13 protein-coding genes and 1 tRNA gene are annotated in these 16,718 nt (G+C 69.2%); 8 read left to right on the top strand and 6 right to left on the bottom strand.

The features are described 5' to 3' along the window. Positions 1-18 precede the first annotated feature (18 nt). The 6 genes from GFH48_RS19065 to GFH48_RS19040 all read left to right on the top strand — a co-directional run bounded on the left by GFH48_RS19065 (position 19) and on the right by GFH48_RS19040 (position 7,961). On the top strand, positions 19-1,239 hold the full coding sequence (locus GFH48_RS19065) for a CapA family protein (RefSeq protein WP_228120689.1): 1,221 nt from the start codon (positions 19-21) through the stop codon (positions 1,237-1,239). Between the two features lie 231 nt (positions 1,240-1,470). Then, complete coding sequence (locus tag GFH48_RS19060) at positions 1,471-3,774, top strand: HAMP domain-containing protein (RefSeq protein ID WP_153289412.1); 2,304 nt, start codon at positions 1,471-1,473, stop codon at positions 3,772-3,774. 6 nt (positions 3,775-3,780) lie between these two features. Further along, positions 3,781-5,451 (top strand): poly-gamma-glutamate synthase PgsB, encoded by a 1,671-nt coding sequence (gene pgsB / locus GFH48_RS19055; RefSeq protein ID WP_153289411.1) that lies wholly within the window; start codon positions 3,781-3,783, stop codon positions 5,449-5,451. After that, complete coding sequence (locus GFH48_RS19050; protein WP_053655665.1) at positions 5,448-5,930, top strand: poly-gamma-glutamate biosynthesis protein PgsC/CapC; 483 nt, start codon at positions 5,448-5,450, stop codon at positions 5,928-5,930. Before pgsB ends, GFH48_RS19050 begins: the two co-directional genes overlap by 4 nt. Before the next feature lie 35 nt (positions 5,931-5,965). Further along, positions 5,966-7,018 (top strand): NlpC/P60 family protein, encoded by a 1,053-nt coding sequence (locus tag GFH48_RS19045; RefSeq protein ID WP_153289410.1) that lies wholly within the window; start codon positions 5,966-5,968, stop codon positions 7,016-7,018. A 646-nt stretch (positions 7,019-7,664) separates the two neighbouring features. Next, positions 7,665-7,961 (top strand): site-specific integrase, encoded by a 297-nt coding sequence (locus tag GFH48_RS19040; protein ID WP_153289409.1) that lies wholly within the window; start codon positions 7,665-7,667, stop codon positions 7,959-7,961. A gap of 31 nt (positions 7,962-7,992) precedes the next feature. Here the strand turns inward: GFH48_RS19040 and GFH48_RS19035 are convergent. The 3 genes from GFH48_RS19035 to GFH48_RS19025 form a co-directional block, all read right to left on the bottom strand. Next, positions 7,993-8,066, bottom strand: a tRNA-Pro gene (locus tag GFH48_RS19035). 29 nt (positions 8,067-8,095) lie between these two features. Then, positions 8,096-8,896, bottom strand: coding sequence for a Pr6Pr family membrane protein (locus GFH48_RS19030; protein WP_153289408.1), 801 nt, complete (start codon positions 8,894-8,896; stop codon positions 8,096-8,098). Between the two features lie 303 nt (positions 8,897-9,199). Further along, entirely contained in the window at positions 9,200-10,123 is a 924-nt protein-coding gene (locus tag GFH48_RS19025) for a metallophosphoesterase (RefSeq protein WP_153289407.1), read from the bottom strand. A 188-nt stretch (positions 10,124-10,311) separates the two neighbouring features. On the opposite strand from GFH48_RS19025, the gene GFH48_RS19020 reads away from it, so the two are divergent. Next, complete coding sequence (locus tag GFH48_RS19020; protein ID WP_153289406.1) at positions 10,312-10,776, top strand: GatB/YqeY domain-containing protein; 465 nt, start codon at positions 10,312-10,314, stop codon at positions 10,774-10,776. A gap of 132 nt (positions 10,777-10,908) precedes the next feature. Here the strand turns inward: GFH48_RS19020 and GFH48_RS19015 are convergent, their stop codons facing one another. Further along, positions 10,909-13,176, bottom strand: coding sequence for a transglycosylase domain-containing protein (locus GFH48_RS19015; RefSeq protein ID WP_153289405.1), 2,268 nt, complete (start codon positions 13,174-13,176; stop codon positions 10,909-10,911). A gap of 408 nt (positions 13,177-13,584) precedes the next feature. On the opposite strand from GFH48_RS19015, the gene GFH48_RS19005 reads away from it, so the two are divergent. Beyond that, positions 13,585-13,923 (top strand): WhiB family transcriptional regulator, encoded by a 339-nt coding sequence (locus GFH48_RS19005; RefSeq protein ID WP_194280865.1) that lies wholly within the window; start codon positions 13,585-13,587, stop codon positions 13,921-13,923. Positions 13,924-14,142: 219 nt separating this feature from the next. Here GFH48_RS19005 and GFH48_RS19000 read toward each other — a convergent pair whose 3' ends face one another. After that, the gene (locus GFH48_RS19000; RefSeq protein WP_153289404.1) at positions 14,143-15,654 is read right to left on the bottom strand and encodes an ArsA family ATPase; all 1,512 of its coding nucleotides are present in this window, start codon (positions 15,652-15,654) and stop codon (positions 14,143-14,145) included. Beyond that, positions 15,651-16,628: an ArsA family ATPase gene (locus GFH48_RS18995; protein WP_153289403.1), complete on the bottom strand. Its 978-nt coding sequence runs from the start codon at positions 16,626-16,628 to the stop codon at positions 15,651-15,653. Before GFH48_RS18995 ends, GFH48_RS19000 begins: the two co-directional genes overlap by 4 nt. Positions 16,629-16,718: the final 90 nt, after the last annotated feature.

Raw genomic sequence — 16,718 nt, 5'->3', positions numbered from 1 at the left:
TTGTATCAAGATATCCCGGTGAACAGACGCCGTAGCCGGACCCTGCTGTCCCTGCTGACCCCGTTCTCCCTCCTCGCCGCCGTGTCCGGCTGTGGTCTCCTCTCGGACGACGCCGGCGCCGAGGGCGGCGGGCGTTCCTTCACCGTCGCGGCCGCGGGGGACATCCTGATGCACCCCGATCTGGTCGATCAGGCGCGCAAGGACGGAAAGGGCAGCGACAAGGCCGTCGACGGCCTCGATTTCGATCCGATGATGGCCGGCATCAAGCCGGTGATCAGCAAGGCGGACCTGGCGATCTGCCACTTCGAGCCGGTGATGGGTACGGCGAAGGGCCCGTTCGAGGGCTTCCCCGACTTCCAGGTGCCGCCGCAGACCGCGAGGACGATCAAGGACATCGGCTACGACACCTGCTCGACCGCGTCCAACCACACCCTCGACCACGGTTACGAGGGCGTGAAACGCACACTGGACGCGCTGGACGCCGCCGGGGTGAAGCACACCGGCTCCGCCCGGACCGAGAAGGAGGCGAACACCCCGCTGATCGTGGACGTCAAGGGTGTGAAGGTGGCGCAGATATCCTTCGCCTACGGGTTCAACGAGCCGCACAAGCTGCCGAAGGACAAGCCGTGGATGGCCAACCAGCAGGACCTGGGCCGGATCAAGGCCGCTGAGAAGCGGGCCCGCGCGGCCGGGGCCGACGTGGTGATCCTCTCCCTGCACTGGGGCCGTGAGCACCACCCCGAGCCGTCCTCCTCACAGCTCTCCTTCGCCCGGGAGATCGCCCGGAACACCGGTATCAACCTGGTCATCGGCCACCACGCGCACGTCGTGGAGCCGATGGAGAAGGTCGACGGCACCTGGGTGGCCTACGGCCTCGGGAACCAGATCGCCCGGCACGACGTGCCGACCGGACTGACCGAGGAGGGCGTGATCGCCTGGTTCACGTTCACCGAGCGCGGCAAGGGCCACTGGGACGTCCAGCCCCGCTACGAGCCGACGCTGCTGACGATCCCGCCGGACGCCGAGAACGTCCGCGACGGCGGCACCGCCACCTACGCCGACGGCGACATCCGTGACTACCGCCTGCTGGACGTGACGGCCGCGCTGCGCGACGACCACGACCTGACGGACGCCCAGCGGGCGCGGCTGCGGCTGGCCTTCGAACGCACCGAGGGCACCCTGCTGAACCGCGGCGCGGCCGCGGACGGCCTGAAGCCGCTGACACGGTTGCCTGAATAACCCCTGAACAGCTCCTGAACAGGGACGGTATTTGTCCGTACTTGTCAGATCGTTGCGCGATGTTGCGTAGATCACGTTCGACTTACTGCAACTTAACCGTTCTCTTGAATGTCTGAGGTTTCCGGGCGCGCTCTTACCTTTCGGCACGCCCGGAAACTTCATTCGTGAGAGGACCGTCCCTTGGCGTCATCGACCCCGGCGCGGCATCACCGGGCCCGCCGTCGTGCCGATATGTCGCTGATCGGTGGCATTCGCCCACCGATCGCGGTCCTGTCGGTGCTCTTGCTGTCGCTCGCCGCCGTCACGGCACTCGTGCTCGGCCGCGTCGACAACGCCGGGGTGCCCAAGGCGGTGCTGACGTCCCAGCAGCACTTCGCCGAGGACGGCGCCATCGCGCTGCGCGCCTCCATCGACGAATCCGTCACCGACGTCACCCGCTCCGCCGCGCTGTTCAGCGCCGGGCAGCCGGTCTCCGGCGACGCCGTCCTCGACAAGCTCGGCAACACCTACCAGAAGTGGATGGGCACCGCCGTCGTCGAGATCCGCACCGGGAAGCTGGTCGCCGCCCGCGGTGAGACGGTGCCGCTGACCGACGTGGACACCTCCTCGCTGGGCGGTGAGAACGGGCTGTCACCGCGCATGGTCCGGCTGAAGAACGGCGAGGTACGGCTGCTGTCCTTCGGACTGCTGACCTGGCCGGACAAGCCGCAGTTGCTGCTCGTGGCGTCCCGGAACATGAAGTTCCCCGGCATCAGCCTCGGCCAGTTCCGCTCGATCGCCGTGGTCGACGCCGGCGGTACGACCCTCAGCAGCGACGGCATCGCCGCACCGGAGTCGGCGCGCAACAGCATCGACCGCAAGGACCTCACGGCCTCCCGCAAACAGCTCGACGCCTTCGCCCGGCAGGCCGCGGTCCAGGCCCGGCGGGATCCGCGCAGCACCAAGGCGCCCGGCACCAGTGGGTACCAGGGCGTCAGCGGCAGCCTGCTCGGCGGAATGCTGCTGAGTGACCGCTCCGTGGCCGGATACGCCACGCTGGCGGTACCCCAGCCCGGCGAGAAGACCACCGCCGCCGGGCTCGGCCTGTCCGTCGTGGCCATGGTCAAGGTCACCGAGGAGTCCAGCCGGGCCCATTCCCCGGTGTTCGGTCTGCTGGCTGCCGCCGCGCTGCTCGTGGTCGGCGCACTGGCCGTGACCGTCCTGCTGGCCACCGTGCAGCGCCCGCTGATCCGGCTGTTCCTGGAGTCCCGCCGGCTCACCCGCGGCGATCTGGCCCGCGCCGTCACCGTGCCCGGCTACGGCGAGGCACATCGCATCGGCAACGCGCTGGAACGGCTGCGCCGACAACTGCTCGGCGAGGCCACCGAGGACTCCGGCCCGGCCCCGCGTCCGCGAGGAGTGCGCCGGGTGGGCACCCGTGCCCTCCTCGCGGTCTGCGCGGTGCTGCTGCTGGCCTGGTCCGCGCCGCTGATGCTGCTGGTCAACCGCGCCGACAGCACGGCCGTCGTCCCCCGGCAACTCGTCGACGACCAGCGCGAACGCACCGACACGCTCAGCGACCGGGTGCGCCGCGCGCTCAACGAGGGTGACGCCGACCTCCAGTCGGTCGCGTCCCTGATCGGCGACCGGACCGAGCCCGAGGACATGGGCAAGGTCCTGGAACGCACGTACGACGAGAACCGGCGCTACCGCTCGCTCTACGTCGTCGACTCCTCCGGCGAGATCCAGGCCCGCGAGGGCCAGAAGCCCAAGGTGATCCAGTCCAAGCGGGTCTCCAGCGTCCCCATCCGGCTGCTGGGCCATGGCGGCAAGGAGCCCGTGGTCGTCGCCGCCGCCGAGATCCCGGGCCGCAAGGGAGCCCGGCTGGTCGGCGAGTTCCGCGTCGAGTTCCTCAACGCGCTGCTGACCCGGCCCGGTCTCGGCGTCGTCCGCCTCGTGGACGACCAGAACAAGATCATCGCCGGCAACACCGGCTTCCTCGCCTTCCAGTCACTGCCCGACCACCACCTGAGCGACCTCGTCGCGGCCAGCGCCCAGACGCTCGGCAAGAAGCCCCGCCCCAACGGCGTGCTCTACCGCGAGAACGGGGTCCGGATCGCCGCCGCCGCGCCGTTCTCCGGGACCGGTTCGGCCGAGACGCTCGGCTGGAGCGTGGTCAGCTGGCAGCGGGTCGACCGCCTCGACATCCCCGAGTACAACGCCCAGAACCGCACGGTCCTCGCCGGACTGCTCGGTGCCGCGGCGGCCGCCGCCTGTCTGGGCTGGCTGCACATCGTGGTCGCGCGGCCGCTGCGCACCCTGGCCGACCGCGCCGAGGCGCTGGCCGGGGGCGACCGCAAGACCGTGCTCTTCCCCCAGCACCACGACGAGGTCGGAGCCGTCACCCGCTCCGTGGAACTCATCCGGCAGCAGGTGCAGGACCAGCGCCGGCAACAGCCCGGCCGCAGCCCGGCCCCGCCGTCCGCCCCGCAGCGGCAGGAGCCGCCGCGGGAAACTCCCCAGTCGTACCCGCCCCAGCAGTACACAAGGAACTGATCACCCGTGCTCTTCCTCTACAGCGTGCTGCTGATCTGCTGCGCGATTCTGCTCATAGCGGGCATCGTGGAGCAGCGGCGGCACTTCACCAACCTGGACCAGATACCCGCCCGGGTCCTGGTCAACGGCATCCGCGGCAAGTCCTCCATCACCCGGCTCTGCGCCGGCGCGCTGCGCGGCGGTGACCTGGTCACCGTCGCCAAGACGACCGGGACCGCGGCCCGGTTCATCCACCCGGACGCCACCGAGGAGCCGGTCTACCGCAAGTTCGGCATCGCCAACGTGGTCGAGCAGATCGGCATCGTGCGGCGCGCGGCCGCGTACAAGCCGGACGCGCTGGTCATCGAGTGCATGGCCGTCATGCCGGCCCTTCAGGAGATCAACCAGTCCAAGCTGATCCGCTCCACCATCGGCGTGCTGTGCAACGTCCGCGAGGACCACCTCGCGGAGATGGGTCCCACCCTGGACGACGTGGCGCGCTCGCTGTGCCGCTCCATGCCGGAGGACGGCATCTGTGTCACCGCCGAGAAGGACCGCTTCGACATCCTCCAGGAGGAGGCGGACTCCCGGAACTGCGAGCTGATCTACGCGGACCCGGAAATGGTCAGCGACGAGGAACTGCGCGGCTTCAGCTGGTTCACCTTCAAGGAGAACGTGGCCATCGCGCTCACCGTCGCCGAACTCCTCGGCGTCGACCGCCAGACGGCCCTCCAGGGCATGTACGAGGCCCCGCCGGACCCCGGTGTCCTTTCCGTCGAGCGCTATCTGACGCCCGAGGGCAAGAAGATGCGCTTCGCCAACGTGTTCGCGGCCAACGACCCCGAGTCGACGCTGATGAACATCAACCAGTTGCTCGACCTCGGCGTCATCCACCGCCCGCTCAACGTGGTCATCAACTGCCGTCCCGACCGCGTCGAGCGCAACGGGCAGATGGGCGAGATCATCCCCGAGCTCGACCCCGAGCGCGTCTTCGTGATCGGCCACCCGGCCAAGTCCGCCATCGACGCCATCCCCGCCGAGTTCCGCTCGCGCGCCGTCGACCTCGGCGGCGACAAGCGCGATCCGGAGGAGTTCATGGCCCTGCTGCTGGAGCAGCTCGGTCCGGACTCCTCGCTGGTCGCGATCGGCAACATCCACGGCCAGGGCGAGATCCTGCTGGAGCATCTCGCCGAACTGCCGCCCGACGAGAGCGCCGACGAGCCGACGCCCACCGCCGCGGCCGGTAAGCCCGAGCCGGCCCCCGCCGTGCGCGAGCACGTCGAGACCGTGCAGCTGTACGCGCCCCGCATCGACCCGTACCAGGGCTACTCGGAGGCGTACGAGTCGCGCTACGCGCAAAGGCCGCAGCCCCAGCAGGCCCCCGGCGCACGGCGTGACCCCGTACACCCGCGGCAGCCGGGCGGGGTGGTCCAGGACCAGCCGGGCCGGACGCCACAGCACCAGCAGGGCCGGGCACCGCAGGACCAGGGTCACGCCAACGGCACGTGGCCGCAGGCCCAGCCCCAGCCCCAGCCGCACCACGGCGACCAGCCCGCCCCCACCGCGCGGGGGACGCGTCCCGACGACCGCCCGCCGGCCGGGCAGGCCCCACCCCGGGGCATGTTCCAACCCCGTATCCCTCCGCAGCCTTCCGCCGACGACAGCCAGCAGTGGCACAGCCCAGGAGAACAGCGTTGATCCCCTCCGTCCTCACCCCCGAGATCGCCGCGATCGGCATCGGTCTGGGGCTGATGTTCTCGTTGATGTGCTACCTGACGACCAACCTGTCCCCGGGCGGCATGATCACACCTGGCTGGCTCGCGCTCACCCTCATCGAGGACCTCCAGCGAGCCGCGCTGGTGGTGGGCGTGACCGTGCTGACCTACCTCGCCACGCTGCTCATGCAGAAGTTCGTGATCCTGTACGGCAAGCGGCTGTTCGCCGCCGTGGTACTCAGCGGCGTGCTCATCCAGGCCACGGTGATCATCGTGCTCCAGATGGAGTTCCCGCTGCTGTACGCCAACCAGACCCTCGGCTTCATCGTCCCGGGCCTGATCGGTTACCAGATGGTCCGTCAGCCCAAGGGCGCGACCCTGCTGTCCGTCGGATCGGTCACCCTCGCCACCTATGTGGTGCTGACCGCCGGCATCCTCCTGGGCGCCATGCCGTCCGCCTGAACCCCCTCACCTCACGTACTCCTGGAGCACCCACCATGCCGAAGCGCAAAGGCCGCCCCGTCGTCCACGCGGTGACGGTCCTCGCGCTGCTCGCGGGCAGCGCCTACTTCACCTACGAACTGCGCAAGGACGAGCAGGCCAAGGTCCCGGCCGCCCAGGCGATCACCGAGAACCTGCAGACCTCGGGCAAGGCGACCGGCAAGCAGACCTGGGAACGGCTGAACAACCCGGCGCGTTCGGTCCTGCGCGACGGCAAGGGCGCGGTCATCGCCACCTTCACGGACGGCGCCCGTACCGCGACCCTCAAGGGCCCGACGCGGACCTTCGCCGAACCGGCCACCACCAACACCAAGGTGGCGACCGACGACTGGGTGCGCCTCATGCCGGAGTCGTGGACCAAGGGCTCCGAGAAGCAGCAGTGGTTCAAGGACTGGTTCAAGCAGTATTACGGCAGCGAGGAGGACGACATCTTCGCGTTCGCCTTCCAGTACATCCAGGGCGCCCCGGTCAAGAAGGACGACCAGGGCATCCAGTACGAGGGCCACGCCTTCTACGGTCCCCTCAAGGCCGACGGCGTCGACCGCTACGAACAGACGGACTTCTACGACTACCTGGGCATCCCGTACACCTTCCGGGACGGCACCACGACCTACCCGCAGAAGGACCGGCTGCGGTCGGTGGACTGCTCCGGCTATCTGCGACTGGTGTACGGCTACCGCGCCCGGTACCCGCTGATGTCCAGCAACGGCAAGGGCGACGGGCTGCCGCGCACCGCCGACGGCATGGCCCGCGGCAAGGAGGGCGTGGACATCATCAAGCTCCAGGGCCCGAGCCCCTGGTACGAGCGGCCGAACAACATCGACGTCCTGCAACCCGGCGACCTGCTCTTCTTCAAGATGGACCACCGCACGAGCAACCACATGGACCACTCGGCGATCTACCTGGGTCCGGACACCGAGGGCCACAAGGTCTTCATCTCCAGCCGCAAGGAGCAGAACGGCCCGACGATCGGCGACGGGGGCGGTGTCTCACGCCTCGACGGCAACGGCTTCTACGCGAAGCTGTTCCGCACCGCGAAGCGGTTGTGAGACCACGGCCCGCCACCGGCGTGGCCGTGGGGAGGCGCACTGAGCGGTGACCCGCCACGCGCGGTGCCCCTGACGACCGTTGGGCGCCCGGCACGGTGTCCCTGGGCGGCCACAAACCCCAGGGGCACATGACCGCCGCTCCTCCCGGGACACCGAAGACCACTCGGGGGAGACACCGACCGAGCCCTTCCCGGCTTTCCCCCAAGCGCCCTCCGAAACCCACTCAGGAACCCGACCCGCGATGCGGACCAGTCCCTGACCTGGTATTTCACTGCGGGGTGGCGGGCGCTCCCCGATGAAGCCACTTCCGAGACGCCTCGCCGCCCTCGCCCGCCCCTTCGCCCTTCAGGCCACGCGCGCGCGGGCCGGTGCCGAGGTCCTCGATCGTCGTCACGGCGTTCACGGCGTCACGGCTTCGGGATCTCCTCGCGTGCCAGAGGAGCGTCCCGGCCGCCCCGGCAAAGCCCTAAAGCCCTGAACCTGGAACAGGTGAAGGCTGTCCTGTCCGCCGTGCGCGGCTCACGGTTCGTGGCCCCGCTCCTCAGCGGCCGGCGCTCGCACGGAGCGGGTACGACCCCTCACGGGGGACCACATCGTCCTGCCACCGCAGGGCGGCGTGCCATCCCACGGCGCGGTGTGGCGCTCAGTGCGCAAGCACGAGGAAACCAAGACCAGGAAGAGCCGCCGCACCATCGCACTGCCGAAGCAAGTGGTCGACGTTCTCGAAGAACGTTGGAGCCGGCAGAAGCAGACGCAGAAGCAGGAGCGGGTCGGTCACGGCAGCCAGGCGACGACGGAAGCGGCCTATCGGAAGCAGCTCCGGCCGGTGATCACGGGGGGCGCCGAAACGGTGGGCGAGATCGTCGCCGGGGGCGACGCAGAGGCGGACACACTCGGGGGTGACCCGAGCCCTTCGGCCCTCAGACATGAAAGAGACCGGTGAGTAAATTTACTCACCGGCCTCTGACCAGCTGTCGGGGTGGCGGGATTTGAACCCACGACCTCTTCGTCCCGAACGAAGCGCGCTGCCAAGCTGCGCTACACCCCGATCGTCGCTGCTTCTCGCGGCGACATCGTTTACTTTAGCCCACCGGTGGCCGGAGACGAAATCCGGTTTTCGGGGCGTCGGCCGCCGTGGCGCAGTGGGTCGGGGCGGAGGTGGTCCAGGGCGACGACCAGGAGGGCCAGGGCGTAGAAGGCGACGCCGAGGATCGCGGTGTTTCCGAGGATGCCGACGTATCCGTGCCGGTCGGCGTCCACGAAGGGGTAGAGGTAGCGCTCCGTGGTGCCCGGCGACAGCATCGCGCCGCGGGTGAGGCAGAAGGCCAGGTAGACGAGGGGGTAGACGAGCCAGGTGGTCGCGTATCGCATCGCCAGCGGGGCCGGGCGGGTCAGCAGGAGCCAGTCGATCACCACGGCGACCGGGGTCACGGTGTACAGGACCAGGTTCGCGAGCGCCTGCCAGCCGTGGAGCGAGGCGGTCTCGCCGGTCATGGAGAAGCCGCCGGGCCGGTTCGCCAGGTGGAGGTGGTAGACCAGGCCAGTGATCAGGACGTACAGAAGCGTGCCGCCCGTGAGGGCCGCGGGCAGCGGGCGGCGGGCCATCCACGCCCGCCGGGCCGAGGCGGCGAGGACCACCGCCGCCAGCAGGTTGCTCTGGGCGGCGAAGTAGCTCAGCACGTGTGCCGGGCTGCCCAGATACAGGTCGATGGCGATGCCCGCCGCTGCCGTCATGGCGGCCAGGAGGCGGAAGGCCGCCGCCAGCGGGCGGTACACGGGGGCCACCACCGCCGTCGACGGGACGTTGTACGGGGCCAGTGCGGCGATACCCGGGATCGGGGGGAGGTCGGGTATGTCCTTGGGGATCGGGGCGATCATGTGCCCACGCTAAGTCGAGCGGGCGAATCGGGCTATTTGGGGCATCTGGTGGAGTTACGCGCCCGGTGTCGCCGCGCAGTCCCCGAGCGACCTCGCAGGCAGCCGTGCGTGATCAGCCGTGGCTGGTCAGCGGTGGCTCAGCGGCGCGAGGTCATGAGTGCGAGCTCAGGAGTGCGAGGTCGGCAGTGCGAGCTCGGCAGTGCGAGCTCGGCGATGTCTGGTCGGCGACGCGTGGTCAGGTGGTCGTGGTGAGGGGACGTGATCCATGGTCCGTGATCAGAGGTCCCGCCCCGATCGGGTCCGTCAGCGGCTCACCAGTGTCAGGAGCGACGCCTCCGGCGGGCACGCGAAACGTACCGGCGTGTAGCGGCTGGTGCCGCAGCCCGCCGAGACGTGCAGGTACGACGTCCGCTCCTCCGCCGTGTGGGTGGACAGACCCTTCACGCGGTCCGTGTCCAGGTCGCAGTTGGTGACGAAGGCGCCGTAGAAGGGGAGGCAGAGCTGGCCGCCGTGGGTGTGGCCGGCGAGGACCAGGGGGTAGCCGTCCGCCGTGAACGCGTCGAGCGCGCGCAGGTAGGGCGCGTGGACCACGCCCAGGGAGAAGTCGGCCGACTCCGACGGGCCGCCGGACACGCGCGCGTAGCGGTCCCGTTTGATGTGCGGGTCGTCGAGACCGGTCAGCTCGATCTCGGAGCCTTCTATCTTCAGCGTGCCCCGGGTGTTCGTGAGGTTGAGCCAGCCCGCCGTGTCGAATCCGTCGCGCAGGTCCTCCCACGGGTTGTGGATGGCGCGGACGGCCGGCTTGTTGCCGTTCAGACCGTGACGGCCCTGGGTCTTCTCGAACAGGTACCGGGCGGGGTTGCGGAGCGTGGGCCCGTAGTAGTCGTTCGAACCGAAGACGTACGCGCCGGGGAACTCCATCAAGGGGCCGAGGGCGTCCAGGACTTCGGGGACGGCCTCCGGGTCGGAGAGGTTGTCCCCGGTGTTGATGACGAAGTCGGGGCGCAGGCCGGCCAGGGAGCGCAGCCAGCGCTGCTTCTTGCGCTGCCCGCCCACCATGTGGATGTCGGAGACCTGGAGCAGGCGCAGTGGCCGCATGCCCGGCGGCAGGACCGGGACCGTCACCCGCCGGAGGCGGAACGAGCGGGCCTCGAAACCCGCCGCGTACAGCAGTCCGGCGGCGCCCACCGCCGTGATTCCCAGGGGTACTCCGTATCGTGCGCGCATACGTCCATCGTGTCAGACCCCGGCGGCTTCGCGTTCCCCCCTGTGGACAACCCCGGCACCGGCACCGGCGGCCCGCCGTCCGCCCTGCGCCGGCGGTCGAGACGAACGGTCGAGACCAACGGTCGACACCCGCACCCGCGCCGAAATCAGCAGGCGGCCGTCTCACCACACCTGCGACAATCGTCGGCATGACCACGCTCAAGTCGAAGCTGCAGGAAGACCTCAACGCCGCCATCAAGGAGCGCGACGAGCTCCGCTCGGCCACGCTCCGGCTGACCCTCTCCGCGATCACCAAGGAGGAGGTCGCCGGCAAGACGAAGCGCGAGCTCTCCGACGACGAAGTACAGAAGGTGATCACCCGCGAGGCGAAGAAGCGCCGTGAGGCCGCCGACGCCTTCGCGCAGGGTGGTCGGCCCGAGTCGGCCGAGCGGGAGAAGGCGGAGGGCGAGATCCTCGCCACCTACCTGCCCAAGCAGCTCTCCGACGAGGAGCTCCGGCAGATCGTCGGGCAGGCCGTCGAGGAGGCGCGGGCCGCGGGCGCCGAGGGGCCGCGGGCCATGGGTCAGGTCATGAAGATCGTCAACCCGAAGGTCGCGGGCCTGGCCGAGGGCGGCCGGGTCGCCGCCGTGGTCAAGGAGCTGCTCGCCGGCTGAGGACTCCACGCCAAGAGGGACGCCACCGTGGTGGCGTCCCTCTTTTCCGTGCGTCCCCTGACGGCTTTTCCGTGCGTCCCCTGACGGGGGGGCGAGCGTCAGGGGTGGTGGCCGCCCCTGACGGAGTGAGCGTCAGCGGTGACGGCCCCCGGTGCCGTTCTGCCCCTGGATGAAGCCCTCAGGGAGCGAGAAGGTGGGGTTCGGCTTTCCGCCGCCGTTCCCGTTGCTGCCGTTGTTGCCGCTGATGGTGTTCCCGCGGTCGTCGCCGCCGCCCGGGCCACCGTCGTCCGGGCCGCCGTCGTCCGGACCACCGTCGTCGTCGTGGTCCCGCACCGGATCGGGGATGTCGATCAGGTTGAAGGAGGGGGAGTCCTTGCCCGCGAGGGCGCCCGTCATGGCGTCCTTCCAGATCGGGCCCGGCACCTCGCCGCCGTAGACGAGGGAGTGGTAGACACCGCCGATGTTGATGTTCGTCATCTTGACGTTCTGCTTGGGGCTGCCGACCCACACCGCGCCCGCCAGGTTCGGGGTGTAGCCGACGAACCACGCGTTGCGGCGCTCGTCCGTCGTACCCGTCTTACCGGCGTTGTCCCGGTCCGTCAGGCCGGCCTGCTGACCCGTACCGGAGTCGATCACACCGCTGAGCAGGGTGTTGACGGTGTCCGCGGTCGTCTCGGACATGGCCCGCGTGCAGGTCGACTTCGGTACTTCCAGCGACTTCTGCTTGCCGTCCACCTGCTGGCTGATCGACTCGATGGCGATCGGCGAGCAGTACATGCCCCGGGACGCGAAGGTGGCGTACGCGCTCGCCATGGTCAGCGGGGAGATCCCCTTGGACCCGAGGGTGATGGCGGGGACCTCGGGCAGCTTGTCGCCGTTGCCCTGTACGACATGCAGCTTGTCGGTCAGCTTCACCACCGGGCAGATACCGATGTCCGAGATCATCTGCACGAAGTAGGTGTTGACCGACTTGGCCATCGCCGTCTTCAGCGGGTACGGGCCCTTCTCCGACTCGCTCTCGTTCGAGAGGGTCTCGCTCTGCTGGTTGGTCCAGGGCTTGCCGCACGTCTGCACGGGGCTGGGGTAGGACATCTTGTACGGCGCGGAGTACTCCTGCGTCGCCGGCAGGCCCTCCTCCAGCGCGGCCGCGGCCACGAACGGCTTGAAGGTCGAACCGGTCGGGAAGCCGAAGTTCGATCCGCCCATGTCACGGTCGACCGAGTAGTTGTACTCCGTCTCGTTCTTCCCGTAGCCGTACGGCCTCGACTGGCCCATGCCGACGATCTTGCCGGTCCCCGGCTGGACCAGCGTGGCCGCCGTGGCGACCGAGTCCGACTTGTTGACGTGGGACTTGATCGAGTCCTGCACCGACTTCTGGGACTGCGGGTCGAGCGTCGTACGGATGGTCAGGCCGCCCTGGTTCCAGACCTTGGCCCGGTCCTCCTTGGTCTTGCCGAAGACCGGGTCGGTGAGGAACACGTTCTCCACGTACCTGCAGAAGAAGCTCGCGCCCTTGACCGCCGTGATGCAGCCGTTCTTCGGCTGGCTGACCTTGAGGTCCAGCTTGGCGTTCTGGGCCGCGTCGGCCTCCTGCGGGGAGATGTCGTGCACCTCGGCCATGCGCTGCAGGACGGTGTTGCGGCGCTTGATGGCCTCGGCCTCGTCGTTGACCGGGTCGTAGCGGCTGGGCGACTGGACGATGCCCGCGAGCAGCGCCGACTGCTGGAGGTTCAGGTCCTTGGCGGGCTTGGAGAAGTAGCGCTGGGCGGCGGCCTCGACGCCGTAGGCCTGCTCGCCGAAGAACGTGATGTTCAGGTAGTTCTCGAGGATCTTCTTCTTGCCGAGCTTCTCTTCCAGCTGGATCGCGTACTTGAGCTCGCGGATCTTGCGGCCGAGGGTCTGCTGGGTGGCCTGGGCGACCTTCGTCGGGTCGTCGCCGGCCTCCTCCACGAAGTAGTTCTTCACCAGCTGCTGGGTGAGCGTGGAGGCGCCCTGGGCCACCCCGCCGTTCTGCGCGTTCTGGTTCACGGCGCGCAGGATGCCCTTGAGGTCGACCGCTCCGTGCTGGTAGAAGCGGGAGTCCTCGATCGCGACGATCGCCTTCTGCATGTACGGCGAGATCTTCTTGAGGTCGACCACCGTACGGTCGCGCGAGTAGACCGTGGCGATCTGACCGCCCTGGTTGTCCAGGATGGTGGTGCGCTGACTCAGCGCGGGACTCTTCAAGTTGTCGGGAATCTCGTCGAACCCCTGGACGGAACCCTTGGCCGCGAGGCCCAGCGCGCCCGCGGCGGGCAACGCGATTCCGGCCATGACTGCTCCGGCGAGCACGCTGACACCGAGGAACTTGGCGGCCTGCTGCGTGGGCGACAGACCACCGCCCGAGAGCTTCTTTGGCATGAGGGCAGCCTACGTTCTCATTCGCCGGACACGCGTATATGCCTTGGCCTAAGCTGCTCTCAACTGTCACAGCAGTGCGGCTACGTATCAATACGTCCGGAGCCCCCGAATCGTTCCGGATGTTCCCCAACTTTTTTGGGGAAGGCGTGTCCGAATCAGCCTCATGCGTCACCAGGCGTCCGTTGTGACTCAACTGGACTGTCCCGCTTCGTCGGGATACTCACGTATGTCCTCAGGTCACTCCCCCGGGTGATCTGCCGCTTACGCATAGTCCGTTCGGGCCATTCAAGATTGGGCCCGAAGGGGGTGTTGCGCTGTGCCCGCCTTCCGTAACGTCCTCAACTGGCGGCGGTGAATATGCCGCTGCCGCCGTGGGGGAGCCTCGATTCGGGAGAGGACGGCGCCGGTATGGGCTGGGTAACCGACTGGAGTGCGCAGGCGGCCTGCCGCACTACCGATCCGGATGAACTGTTCGTTCAAGGAGCAGCGCAGAACAGGGCGAAGGCAGTGTGCACCGGATGTCCGGTACGCACGGAATGTCTCGCCGATGCGCTCGACAACCACGTCGAATTCGGCGTGTGGGGTGGCATGACGGAGCGGGAGCGTCGCGCACTGCTGCGCAGGCGTCCCACCGTCACCTCGTGGCGTCGCCTGCTGGAGACCGCGCGTACGGAGTACGAGCGCGGTGCGGGCCTGCTGCCCCTCGACGAGGAAGAGGTGTACGAGCGTTACGCGGCGGTGGGCTGAGGGGTTTCCCTCGGAACCACAGCCCCGGCCACTCGGGGCGCCCCTGTGCGGCGCCCAGGGCCTGTACGGCGTCCACGGGGTGCGGTTGACCCGTGAGCCGCACGGCAGCTCATGGGCCGGCATGAGTGACAGGTGGGATCAGAAGGTCACGCGGGCCGCCGGGAGGCGGCCCCACGGACCCATCACAGCGGACCCGTAACGGGTGGTCGCGGCGTCGCCTCAGGCGCCGGACCCTGGCAGCTCCGGTCGGTTGGCCGCGAGCCGGTCCCCGATGTTCCGCAACCCCGCGAGGTCGTGCACGTCGCCGGGCAGTGCGGCCACTTCGGCCACGGCCACCTCGGGGTGCAGCGCGGTGAAGCGGTCACGTGTGCGCTGCTCGCGGGAGAGCAGCTGCATGCGCTCGGCATGCAGCCTCAGCAGGTCTGCGGTGAACTGTTCGACGGTCCGGTCGGTGTCCGTGGCGGCGGGGGAGCCTTCGACGGATCCGTCGGGAGCTTCTGGAGCTTCGGGAGCCGATGACGCGGAAGCGGAAGATTCTGAACTACCGTACGTGTCGGGAGAGTTACGAAGTCCAGCTTTCCCGCCCTCCTGATCCACAATGCGGGCCTCGTCAAGATTTTCCGCGGCCCCCGGGTCAAGATCTTCCGCGGGGTCGGGATCGAGCTCCTCGGTGGCCGCGGCGTCGAGGTTCTCCGCGGCCGCGAGTGCCCGTTCGGCGGACAGATGGGCGGCGCCGCTGCCGTGCACCCGGTTGAGGACCAGGCCGGCGAACGGCATGTCCTCGGCGGCCAGCCGCTCGACGAAGTACGCGGCCTCCCGCAGCGCGTCCCGCTCCGGGGCCGCCACCACCAGGAACGCCGTGCCAGGCGCCTGGAGCAGCTTGTACGTGGCGTCCGCGCGCGTACGGAAGCCGCCGAAGGTGGTGTCCATCGCCGCGACGAACGTCTGCATGTCCTTGAGGAGTTGTCCCCCGAGCAGCTTGCCCAGGGTGCCGGTCATCATCGACATCCCGACGTTCAGGAACTTCATCCCCGCGCGGCCGCCCAGCTTCGCCGGAGCGGTGAGGAGCCGGATCAGCCTGCCGTCCAGGAAGGAACCGAGCCGCTTCGGCGCGTCCAGGAAGTCCAGCGCGGAGCGGGACGGCGGGGTGTCGACGACGATCAGGTCCCACTCCTCCCGGGCCCGCAGCTGCCCGAGCTTCTCCATCGCCATGTACTCCTGCGTGCCCGCGAAGCCCGCCGAAAGCGACTGGTAGAAGGGGTTGCCCAGGATCGCGGCGGCCCGCTCGCCGTCCGCGTGCGCCTCGACGATCTCGTCGAAGGTGCGCTTCATGTCGAGCATCATGGCGTGCAGTTCGCCGCCCGCGGAGTCGTCGATGCCCTTCACCCGGCGAGGGACGTTGTCGAGTGAGTCGATGCCCATCGACTGGGCGAGCCGGCGTGCCGGGTCGATCGTGAGGACGACCACCTTGCGGCCCCGCTCGGCCGCGCGCAGCCCCAGGGCGGCCGCCGTGGTCGTCTTGCCGACGCCGCCCGACCCGCAGCACACCACGATGCGGGTCTTGGGGTCGTCGAGCAGCGGATCGACGTCCAGGACGCCGGCGGAACCGATTCCGCGGACCGGGTCCCGGGTCCGGGCCGGGTCCTCGGTCCGGGCCGGATCGTGTGTCCGTGTCCGGGAGGAGTCGCCGGGACGGGCGGGGTCGTGGGCGCGGGCCGGGTCCGGACTCATGAGATCCCTTGCTGACGCAGTTCCTTGGCGAGTTGGTACAGGCCCGCCAGGTCCATTCCCTCGGCGAGCAACGGGAGCTCGTGCAGCGGCAGGCCCTGCTCCGTGAGGACGGCCCGCTGCTCGCGCTCCAGGGTGTGCCGTTCGGCGTACTCCTCCGCCTGCTCCAGGAGGGGGCCCACGAGCCGCTCGGCGTTCCCGCCGCGGCGGGCGCCGCCGAGTCCCGCGGCGGAGAGCGACTTGGCGATGGCACCGCGGGCCACGGCACCCGTGAGCTCCAGGTCGACGTCGTCGAGGAGCGCGGGCCGCACCATGTTCACGATGATCCGCCCGACCGGCAGCTTCGCCGTCCGCAGCTCGGCGATGCCGTCAGCGGTCTCCTGGACGGGCATCTCCTCGAGCAGTGTCACCAAGTGCACGGCCGTCTCAGGAGACTTGAGGACGCGCATCACGGCCTGCGCCTGATTGTGTATCGGGCCGATCTTGGCGAGCCCCGCGACCTCGTTGTTCACGTTCAGGAACCGGGTGATCCGCCCGGTGGGCGGCGCGTCCATGACGACGTAGTCGTAGGCGAACCGGCCGCTCTTGTCCTTCCTGCGCACGGCTTCGCACGCCTTCCCCGTGAGGAGGACGTCCCTGACGCCGGGCGCGATGGTGGTCGCGAAGTCGATGGCGCCGAGCTTCTTCAGGGCCCGTCCGGCGCTCCCCAGTTTGTAGAACATCTGGAGGTAGTCCAGAAGGGCCAGTTCGGGGTCTATGGCGAGGGCGTACACCTCCCCGCCCCCCGGAGCGACGGCGATCTTCCGCTCCTCGTAGGGCAGCGCTTCTGTCTCGAAGAGCTGCGCGATGCCCTGTCTGCCCTCGACCTCGACGAGGAGGGCGCGCTTGCCCTCTGTAGCGAGGGCGAGCGCGAGGGCCGCGGCTACCGTGGTCTTGCCGGTACCGCCCTTGCCGCTGACGACCTGGAGCCTGCTCACGTCTTCGAGCCTAACCAGTCCGCCGCCGGAGTACGCAGGAGGCTGTGGACAACGTGCGCGCGGGGCCCTCCGCGGCAACGGCTACAGTCG

This window comes from Streptomyces fagopyri, assembly GCF_009498275.1.
Taxonomy (GTDB): Bacteria; Actinomycetota; Actinomycetes; order Streptomycetales; family Streptomycetaceae; genus Streptomyces; species Streptomyces fagopyri.
Note: the sequence above shows the minus strand (reverse complement) of the source record. Positions and strands in the feature narration are given on the sequence as shown.